General features: G+C 41.7%; 19 protein-coding genes. 9 read left to right on the top strand and 10 right to left on the bottom strand.

What is annotated here, in order from left to right:
- Positions 1 to 20 precede the first annotated feature (20 nt).
- From BIW53_RS15060 to BIW53_RS15080, 5 genes are all read left to right on the top strand, one after another.
- Entirely contained in the window at positions 21 to 287 is a 267-nt protein-coding gene (locus BIW53_RS15060) for a DUF3081 family protein (RefSeq protein WP_070992832.1), read from the top strand.
- Between the two features lie 14 nt (positions 288 to 301).
- Positions 302 to 610 carry a hypothetical protein gene (locus tag BIW53_RS15065; RefSeq protein ID WP_070992834.1) on the top strand — a complete coding sequence of 103 codons (309 nt, stop codon included), beginning with the start codon at positions 302 to 304 and terminating at the stop codon, positions 608 to 610.
- Positions 603 to 2072, top strand: a complete 1470-nt coding sequence (locus tag BIW53_RS15070) for an FAD-binding domain-containing protein (protein WP_070992836.1) — start codon at positions 603 to 605, stop codon at positions 2070 to 2072. Before BIW53_RS15065 ends, BIW53_RS15070 begins: the two co-directional genes overlap by 8 nt.
- A gap of 209 nt (positions 2073 to 2281) precedes the next feature.
- Positions 2282 to 3886 carry an AbgT family transporter gene (locus BIW53_RS15075; protein WP_070992838.1) on the top strand — a complete coding sequence of 535 codons (1605 nt, stop codon included), beginning with the start codon at positions 2282 to 2284 and terminating at the stop codon, positions 3884 to 3886.
- 208 nt (positions 3887 to 4094) lie between these two features.
- Entirely contained in the window at positions 4095 to 4730 is a 636-nt protein-coding gene (locus BIW53_RS15080; RefSeq protein WP_070992839.1) for a glutathione S-transferase family protein, read from the top strand.
- A gap of 48 nt (positions 4731 to 4778) precedes the next feature.
- On the opposite strand, the gene BIW53_RS15085 is transcribed toward BIW53_RS15080, so the two are convergent.
- The 3 genes from BIW53_RS15085 to BIW53_RS15095 all read right to left on the bottom strand — a co-directional run bounded on the left by BIW53_RS15085 (position 4779) and on the right by BIW53_RS15095 (position 6549).
- Positions 4779 to 5231 carry a DMT family transporter gene (locus tag BIW53_RS15085; protein ID WP_070992840.1) on the bottom strand — a complete coding sequence of 151 codons (453 nt, stop codon included), beginning with the start codon at positions 5229 to 5231 and terminating at the stop codon, positions 4779 to 4781.
- A 2-nt stretch (positions 5232 to 5233) separates the two neighbouring features.
- Entirely contained in the window at positions 5234 to 5878 is a 645-nt protein-coding gene (locus BIW53_RS15090) for an NAD(P)H-dependent oxidoreductase (protein WP_070992842.1), read from the bottom strand.
- Positions 5879 to 5946: 68 nt separating this feature from the next.
- Positions 5947 to 6549, bottom strand: coding sequence for a Crp/Fnr family transcriptional regulator (locus tag BIW53_RS15095; protein ID WP_070992845.1), 603 nt, complete (start codon positions 6547 to 6549; stop codon positions 5947 to 5949).
- Between the two features lie 146 nt (positions 6550 to 6695).
- On the opposite strand from BIW53_RS15095, the gene zapE reads away from it, so the two are divergent.
- Positions 6696 to 7784, top strand: coding sequence for a cell division protein ZapE (gene zapE, locus BIW53_RS15100; RefSeq protein ID WP_070992846.1), 1089 nt, complete (start codon positions 6696 to 6698; stop codon positions 7782 to 7784).
- Between the two features lie 67 nt (positions 7785 to 7851).
- On the opposite strand, the gene BIW53_RS15105 is transcribed toward zapE, so the two are convergent.
- Positions 7852 to 9570: a collagenase gene (locus BIW53_RS15105; RefSeq protein ID WP_070992848.1), complete on the bottom strand. Its 1719-nt coding sequence runs from the start codon at positions 9568 to 9570 to the stop codon at positions 7852 to 7854.
- A gap of 138 nt (positions 9571 to 9708) precedes the next feature.
- On the opposite strand from BIW53_RS15105, the gene BIW53_RS15110 reads away from it, so the two are divergent.
- Positions 9709 to 10185: an NYN domain-containing protein gene (locus BIW53_RS15110; protein WP_070992849.1), complete on the top strand. Its 477-nt coding sequence runs from the start codon at positions 9709 to 9711 to the stop codon at positions 10183 to 10185.
- 133 nt (positions 10186 to 10318) lie between these two features.
- Here BIW53_RS15110 and BIW53_RS15115 read toward each other — a convergent pair whose 3' ends face one another.
- The 4 genes from BIW53_RS15115 to BIW53_RS15130 all read right to left on the bottom strand — a co-directional run bounded on the left by BIW53_RS15115 (position 10319) and on the right by BIW53_RS15130 (position 16324).
- Complete coding sequence (locus BIW53_RS15115; RefSeq protein WP_070992851.1) at positions 10319 to 11011, bottom strand: hypothetical protein; 693 nt, start codon at positions 11009 to 11011, stop codon at positions 10319 to 10321.
- A gap of 104 nt (positions 11012 to 11115) precedes the next feature.
- Positions 11116 to 12420 carry a DEAD/DEAH box helicase gene (locus tag BIW53_RS15120; RefSeq protein ID WP_070992852.1) on the bottom strand — a complete coding sequence of 435 codons (1305 nt, stop codon included), beginning with the start codon at positions 12418 to 12420 and terminating at the stop codon, positions 11116 to 11118.
- A gap of 58 nt (positions 12421 to 12478) precedes the next feature.
- On the bottom strand, positions 12479 to 13393 hold the full coding sequence (gene dapA / locus BIW53_RS15125; RefSeq protein ID WP_070992853.1) for a 4-hydroxy-tetrahydrodipicolinate synthase: 915 nt from the start codon (positions 13391 to 13393) through the stop codon (positions 12479 to 12481).
- A 216-nt stretch (positions 13394 to 13609) separates the two neighbouring features.
- Positions 13610 to 16324, bottom strand: coding sequence for a TonB-dependent receptor (locus BIW53_RS15130; RefSeq protein WP_070992855.1), 2715 nt, complete (start codon positions 16322 to 16324; stop codon positions 13610 to 13612).
- 424 nt (positions 16325 to 16748) lie between these two features.
- Here BIW53_RS15130 and BIW53_RS15135 point away from each other — a divergent pair, with 424 nt between their 5' ends.
- Positions 16749 to 17402 carry a DUF6058 family natural product biosynthesis protein gene (locus BIW53_RS15135; protein ID WP_070992857.1) on the top strand — a complete coding sequence of 218 codons (654 nt, stop codon included), beginning with the start codon at positions 16749 to 16751 and terminating at the stop codon, positions 17400 to 17402.
- A gap of 912 nt (positions 17403 to 18314) precedes the next feature.
- Here BIW53_RS15135 and BIW53_RS15145 read toward each other — a convergent pair.
- Positions 18315 to 18578: a hypothetical protein gene (locus BIW53_RS15145; protein ID WP_070992861.1), complete on the bottom strand. Its 264-nt coding sequence runs from the start codon at positions 18576 to 18578 to the stop codon at positions 18315 to 18317.
- A gap of 145 nt (positions 18579 to 18723) precedes the next feature.
- Positions 18724 to 19173, bottom strand: coding sequence for a cytochrome b562 (locus BIW53_RS15150; RefSeq protein ID WP_245699439.1), 450 nt, complete (start codon positions 19171 to 19173; stop codon positions 18724 to 18726).
- Positions 19174 to 19260: 87 nt separating this feature from the next.
- Between BIW53_RS15150 and BIW53_RS15155 the strand changes: the two genes are divergently transcribed.
- Entirely contained in the window at positions 19261 to 20319 is a 1059-nt protein-coding gene (locus BIW53_RS15155) for an ABC transporter substrate-binding protein (protein WP_084228181.1), read from the top strand.
- Positions 20320 to 20403: the final 84 nt, after the last annotated feature.

Genomic DNA, 20403 nt, shown 5'->3' on the forward strand with positions numbered 1-20403 from the left:
ATAATAAAGGTGGAACAGCAATGAAAAACGAACTTGACAGCAAAACCATACTCAGTGTGTACGAATATATTCAAAAACATGGGGAAGCAACAGAGGAAGGCAAGTTGTACGGCGGCATCACCGCGTTTTCAGATATTGATGGCTACACAGTGTATTTTAAAGGTAGCGGCGTGCTAATGCGCTTTGGTTTTCACAACACTTATCATCTTGATTATGAACACGATAAACACAAAGATGATTTTATTCGCAAGATAGAATCAATCAAAAAGCAGATAGATGACGAATAACAACTTATGTATTTATGAAGCGAACCAGAAAACGGCAACCTAACAAGCGCGATGATAGCAGACATAGAACTTTTATCATCGCTGCTCTAGATGAACTCAAAGCACACCCTAGCAAGCTCACAATCATTAAACAAAATTGCCAACACTATAAGCAGCAGGCTCATTTAAAAAGAAGTTTACTAATCGCGATAGAACGTTTTGAGTGGGTGTTCGAAGTCGACGATGATGTCGATAGGATAATTGAGCAGATCCTTGCAGAGGATTATATCGGCAATCGAATTCGTCGTTATCCACTGTTGTTTAAGGGGGTTGTTAATGATTAATCTGGTTTGGCTAAAAAGAGATTTCCGTGTTGAAGATCATGCTCCGCTTTATTACAGTCAACAAAATGAACGCCCTACTTTGTTTGTTTATGTTATTGAGCCCGACTACTGGCAACTACCCGATACCAGTGCGCGGCAGTTTGAGTTTATTGCGCAAAGCCTGCGCTCGTATGCTCAAGCACTCGAAAAGTTAGGTGGATATCTGTGTGTAAGAATGGGGGATGTGGTCGAGTTATTTACTAAAATACACAATAAATACCCAATAGATACCCTATATTGCCATCAAGAAACAGGCAATGACTGGACCTTTTCTCGTGATACTCGCGTGTTTAACTGGTGTCACACTGCGCAAATCTTGGTCAAGCAGTATCCGCAGCAAGCTGTTTTTAGAGGTAAACTGAATAGAGATCATTGGCAACGCAAAGCCACACACTGGCTCGACAGCCCAACGCTTCCGCCACCCAGCAAAATAAATTCATTACTCAACTTTCACAGTGGTTTGACCTTGCTCGATAAATACAGTGGTAACGACTCTTTTACAGCTACCGAAATGCAGTCAGGTGGTATTGCTGAAGCCAATAAAACCCTAAACAGCTTCTTCAACTATCGCATTAATCAGTATTTGTTCGGTATTTCCAGCCCTTTGACATCCGTTACCAGTAGCTCAAGGCTCAGCCCCTATCTTTGTTATGGTGTATTAAGCCTAAAACAGGTGATCAAACAAGCCACTTCGTTACGAGTGGACAAACGTCAAAAAGCGGGTTTTATCGCACGTTTGCACTGGCATAGCCATTTTGTACAAAAGCTGGAATCAGAACCACGCTATGCCATACAGGCTGTGCACAAATCATTGCTCAATATGCGAAATGATGAGTTTGATGCACAGTTGTTTGAACGCTGGAAAGCAGGCTGCACTGGTGTGCCATTTATCGACGCTTGCATGCGCATGCTCAATGAAACAGGTTGGATAAACTTTAGAATGAGGGCCATGCTAATTTCATATGCTAGCTATCATTTGTGGCTTGACTGGCCGCAAACAGCGGCCTATTTAGCCCGTACTTTTGTCGATTACGAACCTGGGATCCACTATCCGCAAATACAAATGCAGTCAGGAACGACTGGAATTAACCCGTTTCGCATTTACAACCCCGTTACGCAAGGGCAAAAATATGATGCCAAGGGTTTGTTTATTAGAAAATATATACCTGAACTTGATCATGTTCCGCACTGCTATGTTCATACTCCATGGCTATATAGCGCATTAAAAACCGACCAATACGACAAGCCAAGCTGCTTGCCGGATGATGCAGCAAGACGCGCAAAGCATAAAATTTCAGAATATTATCAAAACCATATCGATATGACTGAAACACAAAGGGTCATCAAAACACATGCATCTAGAATGAAAAATAAACGCAAAAAATCAACCCAAACTACTTCAGCTCAACTTAATCTACTTTAAGGCACGCCTAGAGTGCTTTCACTCTGCTCAAGGGTTCAATGGAGAATATTCTTGCTTGAAAGTTGAGCTCTACGAATATTAAACACACTAATTAGCAGTAAACACGGTTACTTCATCCCAAGATTAAGGTTAATTAACGAATCTCTGTGATCAAAAAGATAAAAAATGTTAAATTACGGCAATTTTTTGAATATTAGAGATTGTTTGCTATGTCAAATGCTGTAGAGACACAAGCGCAGGAGCAACCTGATAACCAACAAGGCAAAGGCTGGTTCAACCGCTTTTTGGCCACCGTTGAATTTCTAGGTAACATGCTTCCCCACCCGATTACTTTATTCGCAATGTTTTGTATTGCCATTGTTGTGTTCAGTGGTATTGCAGACTGGATGGGGTTAAGCGCCATCGACCCTCGTCCAGAAGGCGCTAAAGGACGTGACCCTGATGGAATTATCGAAGTAGTCAGCCTGCTCAGCGCTGAGGGCCTACAAAAAATCGTGACAGGATTGGTGACAAACTTTACTGGTTTCGCCCCGTTAGGTACTGTGTTGGTTGCGCTGTTAGGGGTGAGTGTCGCAGAGCACTCAGGTTTACTGTCCGCGGCAATGCGTGGCATGGTTATGGGCGCATCTAAGCGCTTGGTAACATTTATGGTGGTGTTTGCAGCCATTTTGTCTAATACCGCCTCAGAACTTGGCTACGTCGTGTTAATTCCGCTCGCTGCGATGATTTTCCACAGTTTAGGACGCCACCCATTAGCTGGTTTAGCCGCCGCATTTGCCGGCGTATCAGGTGGTTATAGTGCTAACTTATTACTTGGCACTATCGATCCTCTGCTTGCCGGTATTACAACACCTGCAGCGCAGATGATTGACCCAAGTTATCAAGTAGGTCCAGAAGCCAACTGGTATTTCATGATGATTTCAGTGTTCTTGATAGCCATCGTCGGTACTTTAGTAACAGAAAAAATCGTTGAGCCTCGTTTAGGTAAATATAACCCTGATGAAGCCAGCATTGATCTAGGTGAGAACAACATTGAACACCTAAGTGAAAAAGAAAAATCAGGCCTAAAATGGGCTGGCTTCACACTGCTTATTGTCTCTGCATTACTTGCCCTTACCATAGTGCCAGAGAACGGTATTTTACGTCACCCTGAAACAGGAGAAGTAGCGGGCTCACCGTTTCTTAAAGGCATCGTAGTCTTCATTTTTGTTACCTTTGCTATTCCAGGCTTTGTATACGGCCGCGTAGTTGGCACTATGAAAAATGACAGAGACATCATTGATGCAATGAGTAAATCAATGAGCTCGATGGGGATGTATATTGTACTGGTATTTTTTGCAGCACAGTTCGTGGCTTTCTTTAAATGGACAAACCTTGGTACCATTTTGGCCATTAACGGGGCCGCACTATTACAGGCTCTCAATCTAACCGGTCCTGAAGTATTCGTATTGTTCATTTTTATGTGTGCTCTTGTGAACCTTAGCCTTGGTTCTTCATCGGCGCAATGGGCGGTTACGGCTCCAATCTTCGTGCCGATGCTTATGTTAGTTGGCTATGCACCAGAGACGATTCAAGCGGCTTACCGTATCGGTGATTCGGTAACCAATTTGATTACGCCAATGATGAGCTATTTTGGTCTAATCCTCGCTGTCGCAACTAAATACAAAAAAGACATGGGAATAGGTACCTTGGTGGCAACCATGTTGCCTTATAGCATGTTCTTTTTCATTGGTTGGGTTGCACTGTTTTATATATGGGTCTTTGGTTTTGGTTTGCCAGTGGGGCCAAACTCCCCTATTTATTATACGCCTTAACACCATACACAACGCCAGCTTATGCTGGCGTTGTCATTTTAAGAGCTACAAATTTAGATGTGAATTTAGGTACATGTAATTATAAAATACTGACAGATTAGCAAAATTAGAGTTGTTAAATACCTATCGCTCTCCTACAGTTCAGTAGAACTAGCCAAAAAAGGAGCTTAGGTTTCTTACGAAACATTTATTATCAAAAAGGTCGTTTATGTATACACTCTTTTATTACCCACGTAATGCGAGCCTTGCACCGCACTTCGTGTTGAAGGCACTGAACGTGCCATATCAGCTAGAGCTGGTTGACCGCAAGAAGGTTGTGCAGAAATCTGCTCAGTATTTAAAGTTAAACCCTACAGGCCGTATTCCCACCTTAGTCGATGATGACTTTGCCTTATTTGAAAGTGCTGCAATCTGTTTGTATTTGTGTGAAAAGCACCCCGATGGCCATCTACTCCCTTCAGAGCCCATGGCCAGAGCTGAGTTTTACCAATGGCTCATGTACTTAACTACCACTTTGCAAAATGAGCTTATGGTGTATTACTATCCTGAACGTCACACGCAAAATGCGATTATGTATGATGACATCGTTAACACCCAACAATCTCGGATCAGTGAATGCTTTGAATTATTAAACAAGCAAATTGGCGATAAAACCTACATGGTAAATGATCAATTCACCGTGTGTGACTGTTACATGTTTATGTTATGTATTTGGGCGGACGAGCTCAAAAAGCCACCTTTAAGTTTCCCAAACTTAAACCGTTACTTAAAAACACTTGCCCAGCACCCCGCAATAAAAGCGGTATGTGAACTGGAAGAAACTGATCTCAGTGCTTATAAATAATCATTGAGCATTACCATGGGGCTGGCATTTTTACCCCATGGTCAGGCTTTAACTACCAGAAAAATCACGGCTCACTAGCATAAGACCCAAGACCATAGCGCTAACTCCTACCATTTTTTGTACAGAAATACTTGTTTGTGGCACGTCAAACCATCCAAAATGCGCTATCGCCATAGCCATTAGCAGCTGGCCGCTAAGCACCAATGACATTAAGTTACCCACCCCCATTTTTGGGATTAAAAAGTAACACAGCCCAACGCCCGTGGCACTCAAAATACCACCTAAACCCCATAGATACCAAGGTACACTGGACACTAATTGCTGGTTCGGAAACCTACCACCTGTTATACCAAATGCTGCTAATGCATATACTGCACTGAATATGAAGGCACACACAGTTGCTAATATCGGACTTTTTAACAAGCTGCCTAACTGAGCATTCATACTTGCCTGCACTGCAATGGCCGCTCCCGCACTAAAGGCTAGTATCGTAAACCACATGCTCAAACTATCTCCACAACCAATTCTTCTAGGGGCTTACGCACTTTATTTGCGCTGGCGGCGGTATCTAGTGGATGCCTGTAGCCAATAGGGCATATAGCAACCGTTTTCAAATTTAGCGCTTTCAGTTGCAATATGTCGTCATACCTTTGAGTATCAATACCAGACATCGGACAAGCATCTATTTTTAACGATGCAGCGGAGACCAGTAGCGTACCCAGAGCAATGTATGCTTGTTTAGACGCCCACTGATACTGCTCTTCCTTATTCATATGAGACAAAGCTGCCAACATGTTCTGCTTCATTGACGTTTGTTTTTTACAACTCCAGTCGTTGTATAACCACATACGCTTTGTGTACTGGTTGATCATTTCCTCTACACAGCTCATATCAGCCACAAAAACAAGTAAGTGGCTATTTTCTTTAACCTTTTGCTGATTATAACTTGCTTCTAGCAACTGTTCTTTTCGTTCAGGATTTTGGATCACTAGTATTTTATATGGCTGTAAGCCAAAGGCCGAGGCACTTAAGCGGGTATCATTAAGTAACTGTTTAATGAAGTCATCACTGACTAACTGATTTGTAAACTTGCGCACCGCATAGCGCCAGTACATCACCTCATGTATATTTTGTGCTGCGTCGTTCATAACCGCTCCTTTACTTAAACAAGATGTTTTACCAAAGGTTACTGTTATGAACTGAGAAACTCATTTACCTATGTAAATGTGCAAGAAGATTTTAGTAACTTACGTATTCGACTCAACTGAGTCGCGCTGACGCCTAGGTGAGATGCTAAGTGGTATTGCGGGATTTGTTCTGCCAGTACCTTGTTTTGCTCTAAAAAAAGTAAGTAACGCTGAGTTGCATCTTGTTGGATTAGGCAAATTTCTCGCTGATCCTTTTCCAACAGCCAATTCTTTTCCAAATACTTAATCTGAAATCGCATGAGCTCAATATTATTGAACAGAATGTCACGAAACCCTTTAAAGTCCACCAGCAGAACCTGTGTATCTTGAAGACACTGAATCCCCTGCTCTTGCGCTTTTTGTTGATGTAGTGCGCTCATAATCCCCGGAAACTCCCCAGTTGCAAAGAAGCGCTTATTGTATTCTTGTCCCTTATGATCTGATGCAAACAAACGAACCAATCCTTTATGAATAAAAGCAAAGGTCTTAGGCAACTGTCCATAAGGATAAATATATTGCTCTTTGCGATACTCAGCTGGCTTACACAAACTTGTTATCTGCTGCCAAGTGGTTTCAGACAACGGAGAGTAAGCTTCAAGCACCTCACGTAAATGAGTAAATTGTTCTGACATTTTAAATCCCTGCCTTATATACCAATGCAACTTAAGCCATAGTTACACCCGTTAATCTAATCTCCTAACCGTGGTATTTCAACGCTCTTAATTAGCATGTTAAAATTGGTTATGCTCTAATACCGAAAAAATCATTCGTTTAATTTATGCTTTCGCAATTTCAGCACTTGCTGGACAACAATACCCTTAATCAAGATGCCGCTCAGCAGAATGCGCTTCATGCACTTGCGCAATTACAATCCCAACTGGCAGAGCAAAAAAGCTGCAAAGGCATTTATTTACATGGCCCAGTTGGACGCGGTAAAACCATGTTGATGGATTTGTTTTACCACACCTTGTCGGACATCCCAAAACAGCGATTACACTTTCATCACTTTATGAGTCAGGTGCATGACGAACTCAATGCAGTTCAAGGCCAAGTAAACCCATTAGCGCAGATAGCACACAGCTGGGCCGACAAGGTCAAAGTGTTATGTTTTGATGAGTTCCATGTTAGTGACATTGGCGACGCCATGATTATGGCTAGATTATTTGAACAGCTTTTTTCACAGGGTGTTACACTCGTTGCAACCTCTAATTGCCACCCGCAAACGCTCTATCGTAATGGCCTACAGCGACAAAGGTTTCTGCCCACCATTGATTTACTTGAACAACACTGCGACATTATTAACGTTGCCGGCGAAGTCGACCACCGTTTTGCCAAAGGTTTTGATAGTAAATACTTTTTCGTAGATAAATTGGCATCTTTTGAACGTTTGTTTACACAATCTGGTGGCCGGCTTTTAGAACAGCGCATATCAGTATGTAACAGGCCCATTGTCACAATGGGAAATGGTAAACACGTCATCGCTGTTGATTTTTTCGCACTGTGCTCAGCCCCTAGAGCGACGGCTGATTACATTGCACTGACCAAGCAGTATCAGGCTATTTTTATAGCTGGCGTGCCTGCGATGGGTTCAAAGCCGTCACAGCAAAACACAACACAAGGGATTGAAGACGGATATCAACGCGATTCGCATCTAGAGAATACACATCTGCTTGATGACCATGCACGACGCTTTATCGCTCTTGTCGATGAATGTTATGAGAAAAAATGTCTAGTTGTGGTACACGCTCATGTTCACTTACAGCAGCTTTATACAGGTAAGCAACTTGCCTTTGAGTTCGAGCGAACCAAAAGCCGACTGGTAGAAATGCAGCAGTGGACGCTGCCGTCAAATACCACCAATCATTAATTGACTGTAACGGTCCACTACAAATTAAAACATCTAAGCGACAGTCACTTAGATGTTTTAATTGCAACTAAAAATAGTGCTGATGTTGTTCAGTTAACTTTAAATGAGGTGGCTGTAAGTAACTGCGATACAAATACCGGTATTCTTTATTAATCGTTGCACGTTGACTAGTTTGAACCTCAGGATCAGCACCCAATAAAGTAGCCAGAAATACCTTAAAGTTATCTTCATGCTGTGAAGCCAACTCTACCAGTTTATCGTTATATCCTTTATAGAAATCTTCCCTTAAGCTACGCTGTAATGCTCTTAAGCCTGCAAGATCATGCTGCGACAAATACCGGATAGCCAAATAGGACCATTGATATATTTGCTCAGAACTTTGCCCGTACTTAGTGGCAAATATGCTATCTAAACTTGGCCATTGTTGCGATTGTGTTTCTTGTAGTACTTCAATGGCTTTTGGGTTTTCGTTGCCTTTTGCAATTAACTCCGCAAGTCCCTCACTCCACCACACTAATTTTTCAGGAAAGTGCCCAAAGCCACCATATTTATTAAAACGCCCATCTAAGTAGTGCACGTACTCATGGTTTAGGTTCCAAACTTTAAATTTGTCTCCTGTCCAAAAAGCCTGAAAACTATAAAATGTGGCCTGATTATTTGGATCACTTGGTGTACCTTCAATATACATACCGCCATTGTCTGTATGAATATCAAATAACAACTGCCCGTAGCGATTGTAATCACTATAGTTGTCAAAGATTACGACCCGTAGCGCATGATTGTGGTCATTTTCCACACTACGCATTTTGGTAGCAAACAATTGATGAAAGTCTCGCTCTTGTGACGTTAGCCTCTTACAAGAATAGGCTAACTGCTCTGCGTCCAAAGAGGTTGCTCGGATCCATAGTCTTGCTGAGCATTGGTGCTTAATCGGCAGTACGGTATCAATATCTACACTAATACAGCGACCTTGTTGACTTTCATTACATTCACTTAAGCCGCGAAAGCTGTTTACTAGGTAATTGCTTGAGTACCAAGTTTGCATATCTTGAGTTGTTGCTTTATCAATACCTTGTAGTTTTGACCACACTTTATCATCCAATTGTTGCTGCTGGATTTTCGGTAACAGTTGATGAATATAGCCAAGACTCCATAATGCATGATCTCTTCGCCACGTTGAACGGGATATTTCCTCAAGCAGGATGTGGATAAGCTCTGGTTGCTCAGAGAATAATTTTGATAAATCAGGCTCCCTGCGCGCCATAAATGCACTAAAGCCAATCGCTCTGTACAACTCCCATCGGGCATAGTCATATTCCATACCATCACCAACAGCTTTAAACAAAGCGATCAGTGACGTCAGTTGCTCCGGCCAATCCACCAGCTTTTTTTCTTGAGTAAGCAGACGATAAACTAATACTGCATAATTCTCTGTAAATCGGGCTTGATACACTGTAGGCCGCTCATGTTTGAGTAATTTTAACAATGTATGTGATAAGGACTGATAGTCATCTGTGTCTAGACTTGCTAAGTCTGCAAAATAACTAAACCCTCTTAAGTCGTATAACAGGTCATTTACTGTCGACCAGTCAGGACTGTCTAATTTTGATTGATAGTTTAGATAAGTAAGAGCCTGTGTGAGGTGACGTTTACTGACATTCTGATGCCACCAACCTTCCTCTGGACCAGATGGTATAACCTCAGAGCCAGCAGATGAGGGTTTCACACTGTTACAAGCACTTAATGAAGCAAGCAGAAACGGGATAAATGCAATTTTTTTCAACATGATATAACGAGCTCGACAACCCGCTCCGTAGTGTTATTTTGAAATAATATACAATATACCAAGTATAACTTTCAATCTTAGTTGTTGCTTTTCACCAATTTAAGTTAAGGTGGAGCGCTTAACAGTTGAGGTCATAAAATGAAAAAAATAGCTTTGTTTGTTGATGTGCAAAATATCTACTACACCTGCAAGCAGTCGTTGGGAAGGAACTTTGATTACAATGCTTTTTGGGCACATGCCCAAAAGCTTGGCACCATCGAGCATGCTTATGCATATGCAACCTATAGAGGTGACGACAAGCAGACACAATTTCAAAACATACTCCGAGCTATCGGCTTTCAAGTAAAACTCAAGCCGTATATACAGCGTGCGGATGGTTCTAAAAAAGGTGATTGGGATGTGGGGATCACAATTGATATGATGGAAGCAGCAAAACACGTTGATGAGGTGGTGTTACTCTCCGGTGATGGTGACTTTGCTATTTTACTCGCCCACTTACGCAATCAGTATGGTATTACCAGTCGGGTGTACGGCGTACCTAAACTAACCGCTCAGTTACTTATGGATAGCTGTGACGTGTTTAGAGCCATTGATGATGCCTTGTTGCTTTCATAAAAATCGTCTGTGAGCACAACTTGATTGCTTAAACGAGAGATAAAGCCATTGCTTGCACGCGGGCTGTTTGCCAAAGGTATCAAACAGCAACTTACTCAACTGCTTAGCTACCAATATTGGGGGAGCCGAAGACTCAATAGATATCGACCGTTCGTGAAGCGACGATGATCATGCCTACGGTGTGCTCTCCTTTGCTTTTACTCGAATCTGAATTGATTTGATGTATATATGAATAACTTAACGACGCACGCAGCGCATACGGGCATGCCACTTTGAGTTCATTCATGACTTCTTTGATTTTCGTTTTTACATCTTTCGTTTCAAATGCTTTCTTTTCGGGTGCGAGTAAGAACAGGGTTACTATGGTTAAGTCTTTTGTTTCTAGGTCTGTTGTTTTGGTTATTTCACTGTGGTCAATTTGCTCAAGCTGAGTTTGAGCTTCGAACTGTTTAGATTTTAGCTTATTAATGATCGTTGCTACGCTGCCAAATAGTTTTACTCTCGATGCCTTAAGCTCTATCAGCTCGATGTGCTTGTTACCAATAAGCGCGAGATCTAACCGCCCTTTTGAAATACCTCTTGGAACTTGGATTTCCGCCGAGGGAATATAACTCACTTTATTCTGCGCGTACGCATCAAATGCCGCATGGTAAAACAAAGGTGTCATAGCAACTTCTTTACCCGAGGATGGCAATAACCAACAAGGTATTTTCTTGTTTTTGATGTAGGTTTGGTCAACATTCTCAAGCACGTTTTTAACCAGTGGCCTAAATAGCTTGAGTTCTGAAAAATTCGGGGAGGTGATCGTTATATTACTCGACGTCATATTTTATCCTTAAATACAACTTAGGTAGGTAACTGGGTTTTGAGCAAAGCTGGCGGCAGTAAGTGGCTCTATTTATAAAGAGCCACACCATATTTAAACCGTAATTACTTATCCAATCCTAATTTCTTGCCCTTAATCTGCTTACGCACATTGGCGATGCGAGCACGGTTCTTTGCTCTTGCTTCACCACTGGCCTGATTGCTTGGGCGATTGCTACGAGGCTGACGACGCTGATGCGCAGGCTTTTTAGTCAACTTCTTAATTAGGGTATCACGACTGCTTACTTCATAGCCTGGTAGGTAATAGCGCTTGATTTGTTGTTCAATCAACTGCTCGATGTGAATAAGCACTTGTTCTTCTTCACGAGAAACGAATGAAATCGCCTGTCCTTGATTACCCGCACGACCTGTACGACCTATACGATGCACATAATCTTCCGCAAGGTAAGGCAAGTCGTAATTAACCACTCGTGGCAAGCCTTCAATATCAATACCTCGAGCCGCAACTTCAGTGGCGACCAATACACGATATTTGCCTTCTTTAAACTCTCGCAATGCTCTGCGACGGGCACCTTGTTTTTTATCGCCATGACAAACAATTGCTGCAATACCATCAAGGTTAAGCTCTTCCACCAGCTCATCAGCAACATCTTTCATATTGACGAATACGAGAACTTGTTGCCAATTTTTCTTGCCGATGAGTTCAGAAAGCAACTCTTTCTTACGCCCTTGCTCAACAGGATAAACTACATGGCGCACTGTCTCAGCGGTTGTATTCTCGGGCGTTACTTGCACATATTTTGGATGACGTAATACGCGGCTGGCGAATTGTTTCATTGCAGGTGGAAAGGTGGCAGAGAACAGTAACAATTGACGTTCTTCGTCCACTAAATCAATAACCTGTTGCATATCGGTAATGAAGCCCATATCAAGCATACGGTCAGCTTCATCTAACACCAAATGAACCACTTTGGCCAAACTTAGATTGCCAAGGCGAATATGATCTAGTAATCGCCCCGGTGTCGCGACAACAATATCAGCCCCCTGAGATAGCTGCTGCGCTTGACCATCGGCGCTTACGCCGCCAAACAATGCCACTGTTTTTAATGTTGTGTGTTGGCTAAAAGCAGCGCAATTTTGTGCGATTTGTTCAGCTAATTCACGTGTAGGGGCAATAATTAACGCTCGCGGTTGGCGCTCGCCTTCGCTTTCATTTTCAAGTAGCTTTTGAATAATTGGCAAAGAAAACGCAGCTGTTTTACCCGTCCCTGTTTGTGCGGTTGCCAGCACATCATGCCCTTTTCGAACTACGGGGATCGCGGCTTGCTGTATTGGAGTTAGGGTATGGAAATTTAATTCGTCTAATGCTTGTAACAGCAAAGGTGAAAAGCTAAAAGATTTAAAGTTCATTGTAAAAAACCTGCGGCCAATACTTAAGGGCCGCAGATTATACGTTATTTGTGCAAACCTAACAAAGCTTTAATAATGTTTCGTCAATTGCCTGCGCTTTACCGCCGACTACATCCGTTTCATTAAGCTGATTAATAAGTGCTATACCCTTTGCTTGCTGTTCGCTATTTAATGGTACATATGGTAGACGGAACACTGGCTTAACTGCTCCTGTCATAATCAGTGCCGTATTAATCGCGATAGGATTCGGTTCACAAAACAACCATTGCATCAAAGGTTGTAGCTGAGCATTTAACTCGATGTTTTCTTGATCCATTAACTGACGGAATAAACCAGGGATCAAGTTTGAGGCCACCGATATTACACCATGAGATTGATAACGATGACGACTATCATGAGCTTCATCATCATTACCTGACCAACATGCTATACCTTGTGCTTCGTAATGCGCGATACGATCGTTGCCACCACACTCTTTCACACCAATAAAATTTTCGTGTTTTGCCAATGGTTCTATAATATCAGGAGTTAGATCTTGGCCAGTGCGTCCAGGTACGTTGTAAATAAATGCTGGGCCAATGTCGAGCACGCGTTGAAAATGAGTTTTCAAGCCTTCTATGGAAGTTCGACCATAATATGGGTTTATTTGTAATGCAGCATCCATACCCGATGCGAACCCGTACTCTGTCGCTTTAATCGCTTCACGAGTATTATTGCTACCGGTGTTACCCACTATCACCAGTTTATCTGAAAACTTATTTACGCTGTGGGCTATGAGCATCAAATGCTCTTCCCAGTTCATTAGTTGGCCTTCTCCGGTTGTACCACCAACAATGATACCGTCTACACCTGCTGCTATTTGCGCTTCCACCAACGCATCATAGGTTTGCAAATCAATATCTCCACCCATTGTGTAGGGCGTTTTAATTGCCGTTATTAGGCTCGCTTGTTTTATCGTTTGAATCGTACGCATTGTGCTCAAATCTTTGTGTTTTCAAAGTTGCGCACTGTTTTACCATAAATGACGATATGATCCGAGTAGAAAGCCGATTAAATTTACAAAAACACTAAAATTTAGACATAAAATAAGTTTCGCTAATTTGCAGCTAAGCCTGTGTATTGCAAAACAATAAATAAAGCCACAGGATATAAACTGTGGCTTTAGTGCTTATCACAACGGGGAGATTGTTTAGAAAGAGCGGCTCAACCCTACGTAATAGAATCGCCCTCTAAATGAGTACAGATTGTCGTCGGTAGAAGTACCGTTCGCTTTTAAGAATGGAGGTTCTTTGTCGAACAAGTTTTGCACACCAAAATGTACATCTGTTTGTAACGCGTCAATAAAGTAACCTAACTGGATATTATGAAATACTGTAGCATCCATCACATCATCCTCAGCTGCCGTGATCTTAGAGTTATAGGCTGCATCCCACGTTACTCGATAGTTGCCCTGCTCCCAATCTAGCTGTAGGTTCGCTTTGTATTCTGGAATACTCCCAAAGGCGCTATCGTAGGTGCCTACTACATCTCTAAATGGTGTATCGTTGGTATCTTGAACCTGAAAATCTGACATGTATGTCGCGTCTAAATTAAAACGCCAAGTACCTAGATTGTTTTCATGTAAATAATTAACGTTTAAATCAAAACCAGAAAGATTACGGGCTGCAATATTGTTAGAAGATGAAAATATCGTTTGAATATACCCTTTGCCATTATTGCTGCGGATCACCGCATTGGCAAACTCAGGATTACCTGCGACATATTGATCAACAACATAGCGCGAACTTGAAAACACCACATTTGACTGTTCAATGTCAAAGTAATCCAGTGTTAGTCCAAGCCCATCTAGCGGCTCAATAACTAGACCTAGCGTCATGTTATCTGCTTCTTCTGGCTTTAAGTTCGGGTTTCCCCCGCCAATAATGTCATTACTTTGAATTTCATTTTTACTAAAGGCTGGGTTAAGTCCAGCGCAGCCTGATATTGATGTGTTGAAATAGTTTGCATCATTGTTTGGGTTACATGGGTCGTACATATTGGTATTGATAGACGACGTACGCCCCTGATACATCTGTGCCATAGTTGGCGCTCTAAAGCCTGTGCTGTAGCTACCACGAATTTTTACTGACTCAAGTGGGCGATAGATGATACCAAACTTAGGATTTGTCGTTGTTTGATCGATATCGCTATAATCGCTGTATCTTAATGCCGCCTCTACATCTAGGTTTTCTAGTACTGGTATCGCTAACTCTACGTAATACTCTGATATCTCCCTGACAGGCGAGGTAACTGGCGTGACCGATCCGCCCCAAGAAACATCAAACGTGGCAGTACGCTGCGCTTGGTCTACAGATAAAGATAATTGATCTTCACGATATTCCGCACCTGCTGAGAACATCATTTCTCCCGCATCTAGCTGCATCACCGGACCTGCAATGCTTGCCTGAATGAAAGATAAGTCATTTTTGTTGGTTTGCGACGGTGCTGTGGTATTTATAAAATCAAGCATGTCTTGAGTGATTGAACCTTCAGGGCCAAATACATTGAGTGCCACACAATCCGGATCAGCAGCTGTTTCACATTCATCAGATAAGGCTCGCTCAATTTGAATAATTGACGGCTGCGCGCCCCCTTCTTGAACCAACTTGGCACTTTGACTAGAGAATAGCACTTCCCAATCGTATTCATCGGCTAACATCCCCTGCAACCCTAATGTGTAACGGGTAATGGTATTGTTTGACTGATAAATTCGCGAACCATACTCGCTGAATCGTTTACTAACGTTGCCCGCTTCGCCAAACGGGTTATATTTTTGATTCGGACCAACACCAAAATTATTACCATCGGCATCTGGGTAACGCTTAAACGCATTAGGCGTATCAACGTTGTCACCATACCATCCTGTATCGGTCCCCGGAGGCGCTTGATTCCCTTGTACAAAACCGTCATGAAATGATAGTTCAGTAAAAAATGTTAAATCGTCCGCAAGCGAATATTCACCAAACACAAACACACTAGTGGTTTTGTTGTCATTGGCACCAGATTGCGCTGCTCGGTAGTTATAGCCCTCTTTGTCATAATCCCAAGCAATGACCTGGCTAGGATTACTGGCATCTGGTACGGTCCAAGTGCCATCTCCTAAACCAAAGCCAGTTAATTTAGGATTAGGTGCTGTACCCGAACGGCCATTGCCGCCGCCAAGATAAGTTTGATCAGCATCTTTGGTCATGTAGCGATCTTTTTCCTCCCAGCCTGCGTTATTGCTGGTTGAGGCAGCGACCATAATACTGGCTTTATCGGTGCTGACTCCAGTAACAAAACCTACTTTTCGCTCATCGGCATCACCACGAGATGAACGACCATAGTGCGCCGTCACTTTAAACCCTTCATAATTCTTGCGCGTGATAATGTTAATTACACCCGCAATGGCATCAGAGCCATAAATTGCTGATGCGCCGTCTTTAAGAACTTCAATTTGAGAGATGGCTTCAAATGGGATTGAAGACAAGTCAACTAGCCCGTCCTCGTCGGACCCCACCAAACGGCGGCCATTGAGTAATACCAGTGTGTTTGTCGCTTCAATACCGCGTAATGTAGCTGTTTGAATATTGTTGCTACCCGCACTACTTTGATTGTTTGCTGTATTACCGGTAAGCGCAGGTAATCGACGCAACGCTGAACTAACGTCACTGATACCTAAATTAGTAAGCGCTTCTTTGCTCACAACTGTAATTGGCGAAGTAGACTCGACCTCGGCACGCGCTATCCTCGAGCCCGTCACCATAATTTTTTCAACTTCTTTTAGGTTGTCATCTGCCGCATGAACGTTTGCGCTAATGGAGCTTACTGAAGTGATCACTGCCATTGAAAGCGCAGATAATTTGAAGGTTAATTTGGTTGTCATTATAAGCCTCTATTGTTGATGTTATTGTTCAGATTGCTGCACCTCACGCGTTAGCGACATAACACTTAGTAAAGCGACGTATATTAGCGTGTGCTAACAAGCGAAAGCCCAGAACTTTCTCCCTAACAACGCTTTGTCCGTAAAATGCACTAACAACATACGATATATTGCATACAATATGCAATAATAATTACCTAAAACCAGTAATTTTATTTTCACTTGGAAACTACCAACAAAGTATTTTCTGGATATAGAAATGAGGAATCACCAAATAGCAACAAATAACCTTTTGAAGTATATGCTTATTTAATCTTGATATCTGGACACTTTGACTGACAGAGAAAAAAACCGCTGTAACCGCTTGTAAAATTTTTATACATAGTTCAGAATTCAAAACACTGTACATTTATCCAGTTTATTTTGTATGAGCTTACTCAATCACTTGAATACCCATTTTTATCGCACAGAAGAACTATGCCACGCGTTAAAGATCGACACCGCTCAACTCGCTCAATGGCAAGACTGTGGTTTATTTCCAAAACCTAGCTACAGTATTCAAAACCAGATCAAGTGCAGCTCTTTTCTTGGCCTGTATGAATGTGAAGAGTTCACCGATTATTACCCGCGTGGCGGTGCGCACTGGGGCTTAGATTTAATAAAACACAAAGTTAATAATGCAGCCCTGGCGTATGAACTGTTTTTCCAGCAGTACACACAAAGCTTAAACAAATGTCAGCACCAAGGGTTCCATTGCCAAGATGAGCGTTTTAGTGACGATCTTTGTGAGCAAATACAAAGTGCGTGGCAGCAATATTTGTGCAGTAAATATGGTGTGATCAGTCAAAATGGATTGGTTGAAGAACTAGTACATATAGAGCTCGGTCGTGCCATCGTGGATGAAATTACTGAAGAGCGAACCGTCCCTAGTATCAATCAACAAGACCGCCCTGCTCTGTTACAAGCCCTTAAGCTGCTCAATAGAGCCTTTAGTCATCCCGTAAAGCACGAACGAAACCAATCACTAAGAGAGCGCTATATTGATGCCTTGGTGTGTAAATATGATTTGTCGATTAAGTAGATGTCAAAACTTCAAAGTTCTGTATGTATGCACGTGTCACAAATAGCCTGCCACGTAGTGATAAAACGTAAGCTCTTACCTAATAGCTTTTTTGCCCGTTGTTGGTGCTAGTAGTCGTTATTGCTCGGTAAAGCTTAAAACTTTGAAAAAAATTATAGCGATAAGTATGAGTGCAATGGGTTATACGATGAATACATGGCACTTAATTACTTTTCTTCACACCGCGGCAGTTGCAGGTATAACATCAAGGCAAGCACAGAAAAAATAGCCGTAATTCTGAGTATAAAGTTTGGATCAATCAATACGTCATTAATGAATTTCGCAACCAAGTACCAACCTAACACTGCTGACACCGTAAAAACACTAAAAGCAATTGCACAAACCCATCCATTTAACATTCAACGCTTCAATAATGTGTAAAAAGCAACCTCAACAAATAACACTGGCAAAAGAGTTAGAGTACCAAACATTAAAGAAAAGGTTATCTGTACTTTGTGTTCTAAACGCATTAAATACCATAAAGGTCGCCAAACCTAGGTAGATAACTGCTAAAAACTTAATAATGAGTTTCAAATTTAGCCAAAAATTATTCGAAAAGAGTGTTGCACTTTTTAACTAATCCTTGAAATATATGGCAAAGTGAAAAGCAGCTAACAGTACATGAACCTCTGCCATGTGCGTAAACCTACAGAAAATACCAATAAACACTTAACTAGTCGAAACTAAGTACTTCAACTTTCAACTCAATAACCGCCTTTTTCACCATATATTTGAACGAGTGAGTGGAGACGCGTTTATTCTTAATCAAAGAAGAACGAGCATTCGAGTCTCAAGCTAGCAAAGAGCATGAAATATAACACCCGCCCGCATCGTGATGCGGGATCGAGGCAGTATTGGCAGAGCCATTAAAAACTATTGGTATTCTTGCTCAAAATGCGCACGCATTACTTCAAATGCTTTAAGCACCTCGAGTTGCGGCTTGCACAGTTCATCGTACCATGCGTCAAAGCGTTCATCATCTTCTTGATCGCTGAGTGCTTGATATTGAGCTAATAGTTCTATGATGTCTGTATGAGTACATGCTAATGCATCTAGCCTTTCACTCAATGCAGAATGATCTTTGTTTTTCAATGTCGCAATGACGCTGTTATCTAATTGTTGGTTTTGCTCCGTCATGGCGGCTCCCTTTTAAACATTACGCACCTTATTTATAACAGGCTGGTAGCGAATAGCTACCCCTGTTCGTGCTAGTTGCGCAACATTCAAGCGGTTATGTAGAAAAAAACAAAATTAACAGGGAATTATTTATTCTAAATAACCGCTATTTCCCGAATAATAAATCCCAAAAACTGGGTGGTTCATGAAGCTTATGATATTGCTTGCGAAGTTCATCTATTTTTTTGAGTTGTTCCTTGGCTTCTTCTAATCTTCCTGATTTAGCTAATTTTTCACTGCTTTCCAACACGTTAGCTACCCTATTCAAGCCTAGACTTGATTCTTCTTGAAGCTTTGTATCAAAGCTATGTTGTTGACTTACTGATAAATGCTCACGAAAAGCAGCAATGCTCTCAAGTAACTGCTGCTGAGAGTCACTTTTCATGGCATTTTTATAGGCCAGACCCATATTTTTCATGGTAACTTCTAAATCACTACTTTGCTTAGCAGCTAACGATATAGACATAAAGAACAAAGCAAATAATAGGGTTTTGGGCATAAATCCTCCGACAAATTTGAGTGCATTATAGAGGCCTTTGAAAGATGAAAAAAGCATTTACAGACTAACCTAAGAAGGTTCCTCAAATAATTTCAGATTTTTGTGCCATAATAGTTACTTAACTTAAAGACAAATGAGGTTAATGTGTTCAAAAAGTTTGCACTTATGTGCATTTTTTTGATGTTCACCGCTCCTAGCGCGGCTGCCCAGCTAAAAGTAACGTTTATTAACCCAGGCTTCTCTGATGAGAACCCGACAGGAAATTTTTGGTTAAATGTCACTGCGTTTATGCAAGCGGCAGCCAAAGATCTCAATATTGATTTAACTGTGATATACGCAAACCGAAATCATATTGATATGAAGAAAATGGTTGATAGGGCATTGTCCAGAGATAATCATTACCTGATATTAGTAGATGAAAAGTCCGTAGTAACTCAGTCTTTGTTAACCTCTCAAAGCTTACATAAAAAAATTGTTTTTTTACTCAACACTCCCACCAAGCAAGAACAGATCAGACTCAAAAGTAGAGGCTTTGGTATTCTAGGGAGCGTTGTGCCAGATAACTATCAAGCTGGCAGAATACTGATCCAGCAACTTGATAAAATGATTGTAAGATCAAAGAAAAACCCAGTAGTGGACTCCTTAGCGCTATTAGGAGAAGCAGCAACAGAGGCGGCTCGACAACGAGAGCAAGGGTTGCTTAGCCATAGCAACCGCTCCCCTAATTTAAAACTGCAACAACGCATCAATGCCAATTGGTCACAGCTAGAAGCTTACAGAATTACTAAAGGGTTGCTCAAGCGTTTTCCAGAAACAAAGCTCATTTGGGCTGCCAACGATGCTATGGCGAAAGGTGCGGCAAAAGCTGCCACAGAACTTTCGATGCGCTATCAAGTGAAAATTGGCGGAGTCAATTGGGATAAGGACCACCATACTATGTTAGATACATCCGTTGGTGGCCACGTAACACTCGGCGCTTTAGCGCTAGTTAAAATAGCTGATCACTTTAATAATCCAGCTAATGTGATAGGTGATAACAAGCTGCCTATTTTTAAGGTCTATGAAGCTAAATACGAGCCTTTATACAAAGCAATTCACGCAAAAACGCTGGATAAAATCGATTTCCGATATTTCTCCACCACCCATACATCTCCAGCTCCAAAGCCATTCACAATTGACAATATGACAGCGCTAGTAAAATAAAATTTTATTTTATTTCTTTGTGATAAGTAGATAAGAAAGAGCTCAATACATAATAATGGAAATAATTAATTCAGGTATTAAATC

This window comes from Pseudoalteromonas byunsanensis (genome assembly GCF_001854475.1).
Taxonomy (GTDB): domain Bacteria; phylum Pseudomonadota; class Gammaproteobacteria; order Enterobacterales; family Alteromonadaceae; genus Pseudoalteromonas; species Pseudoalteromonas byunsanensis.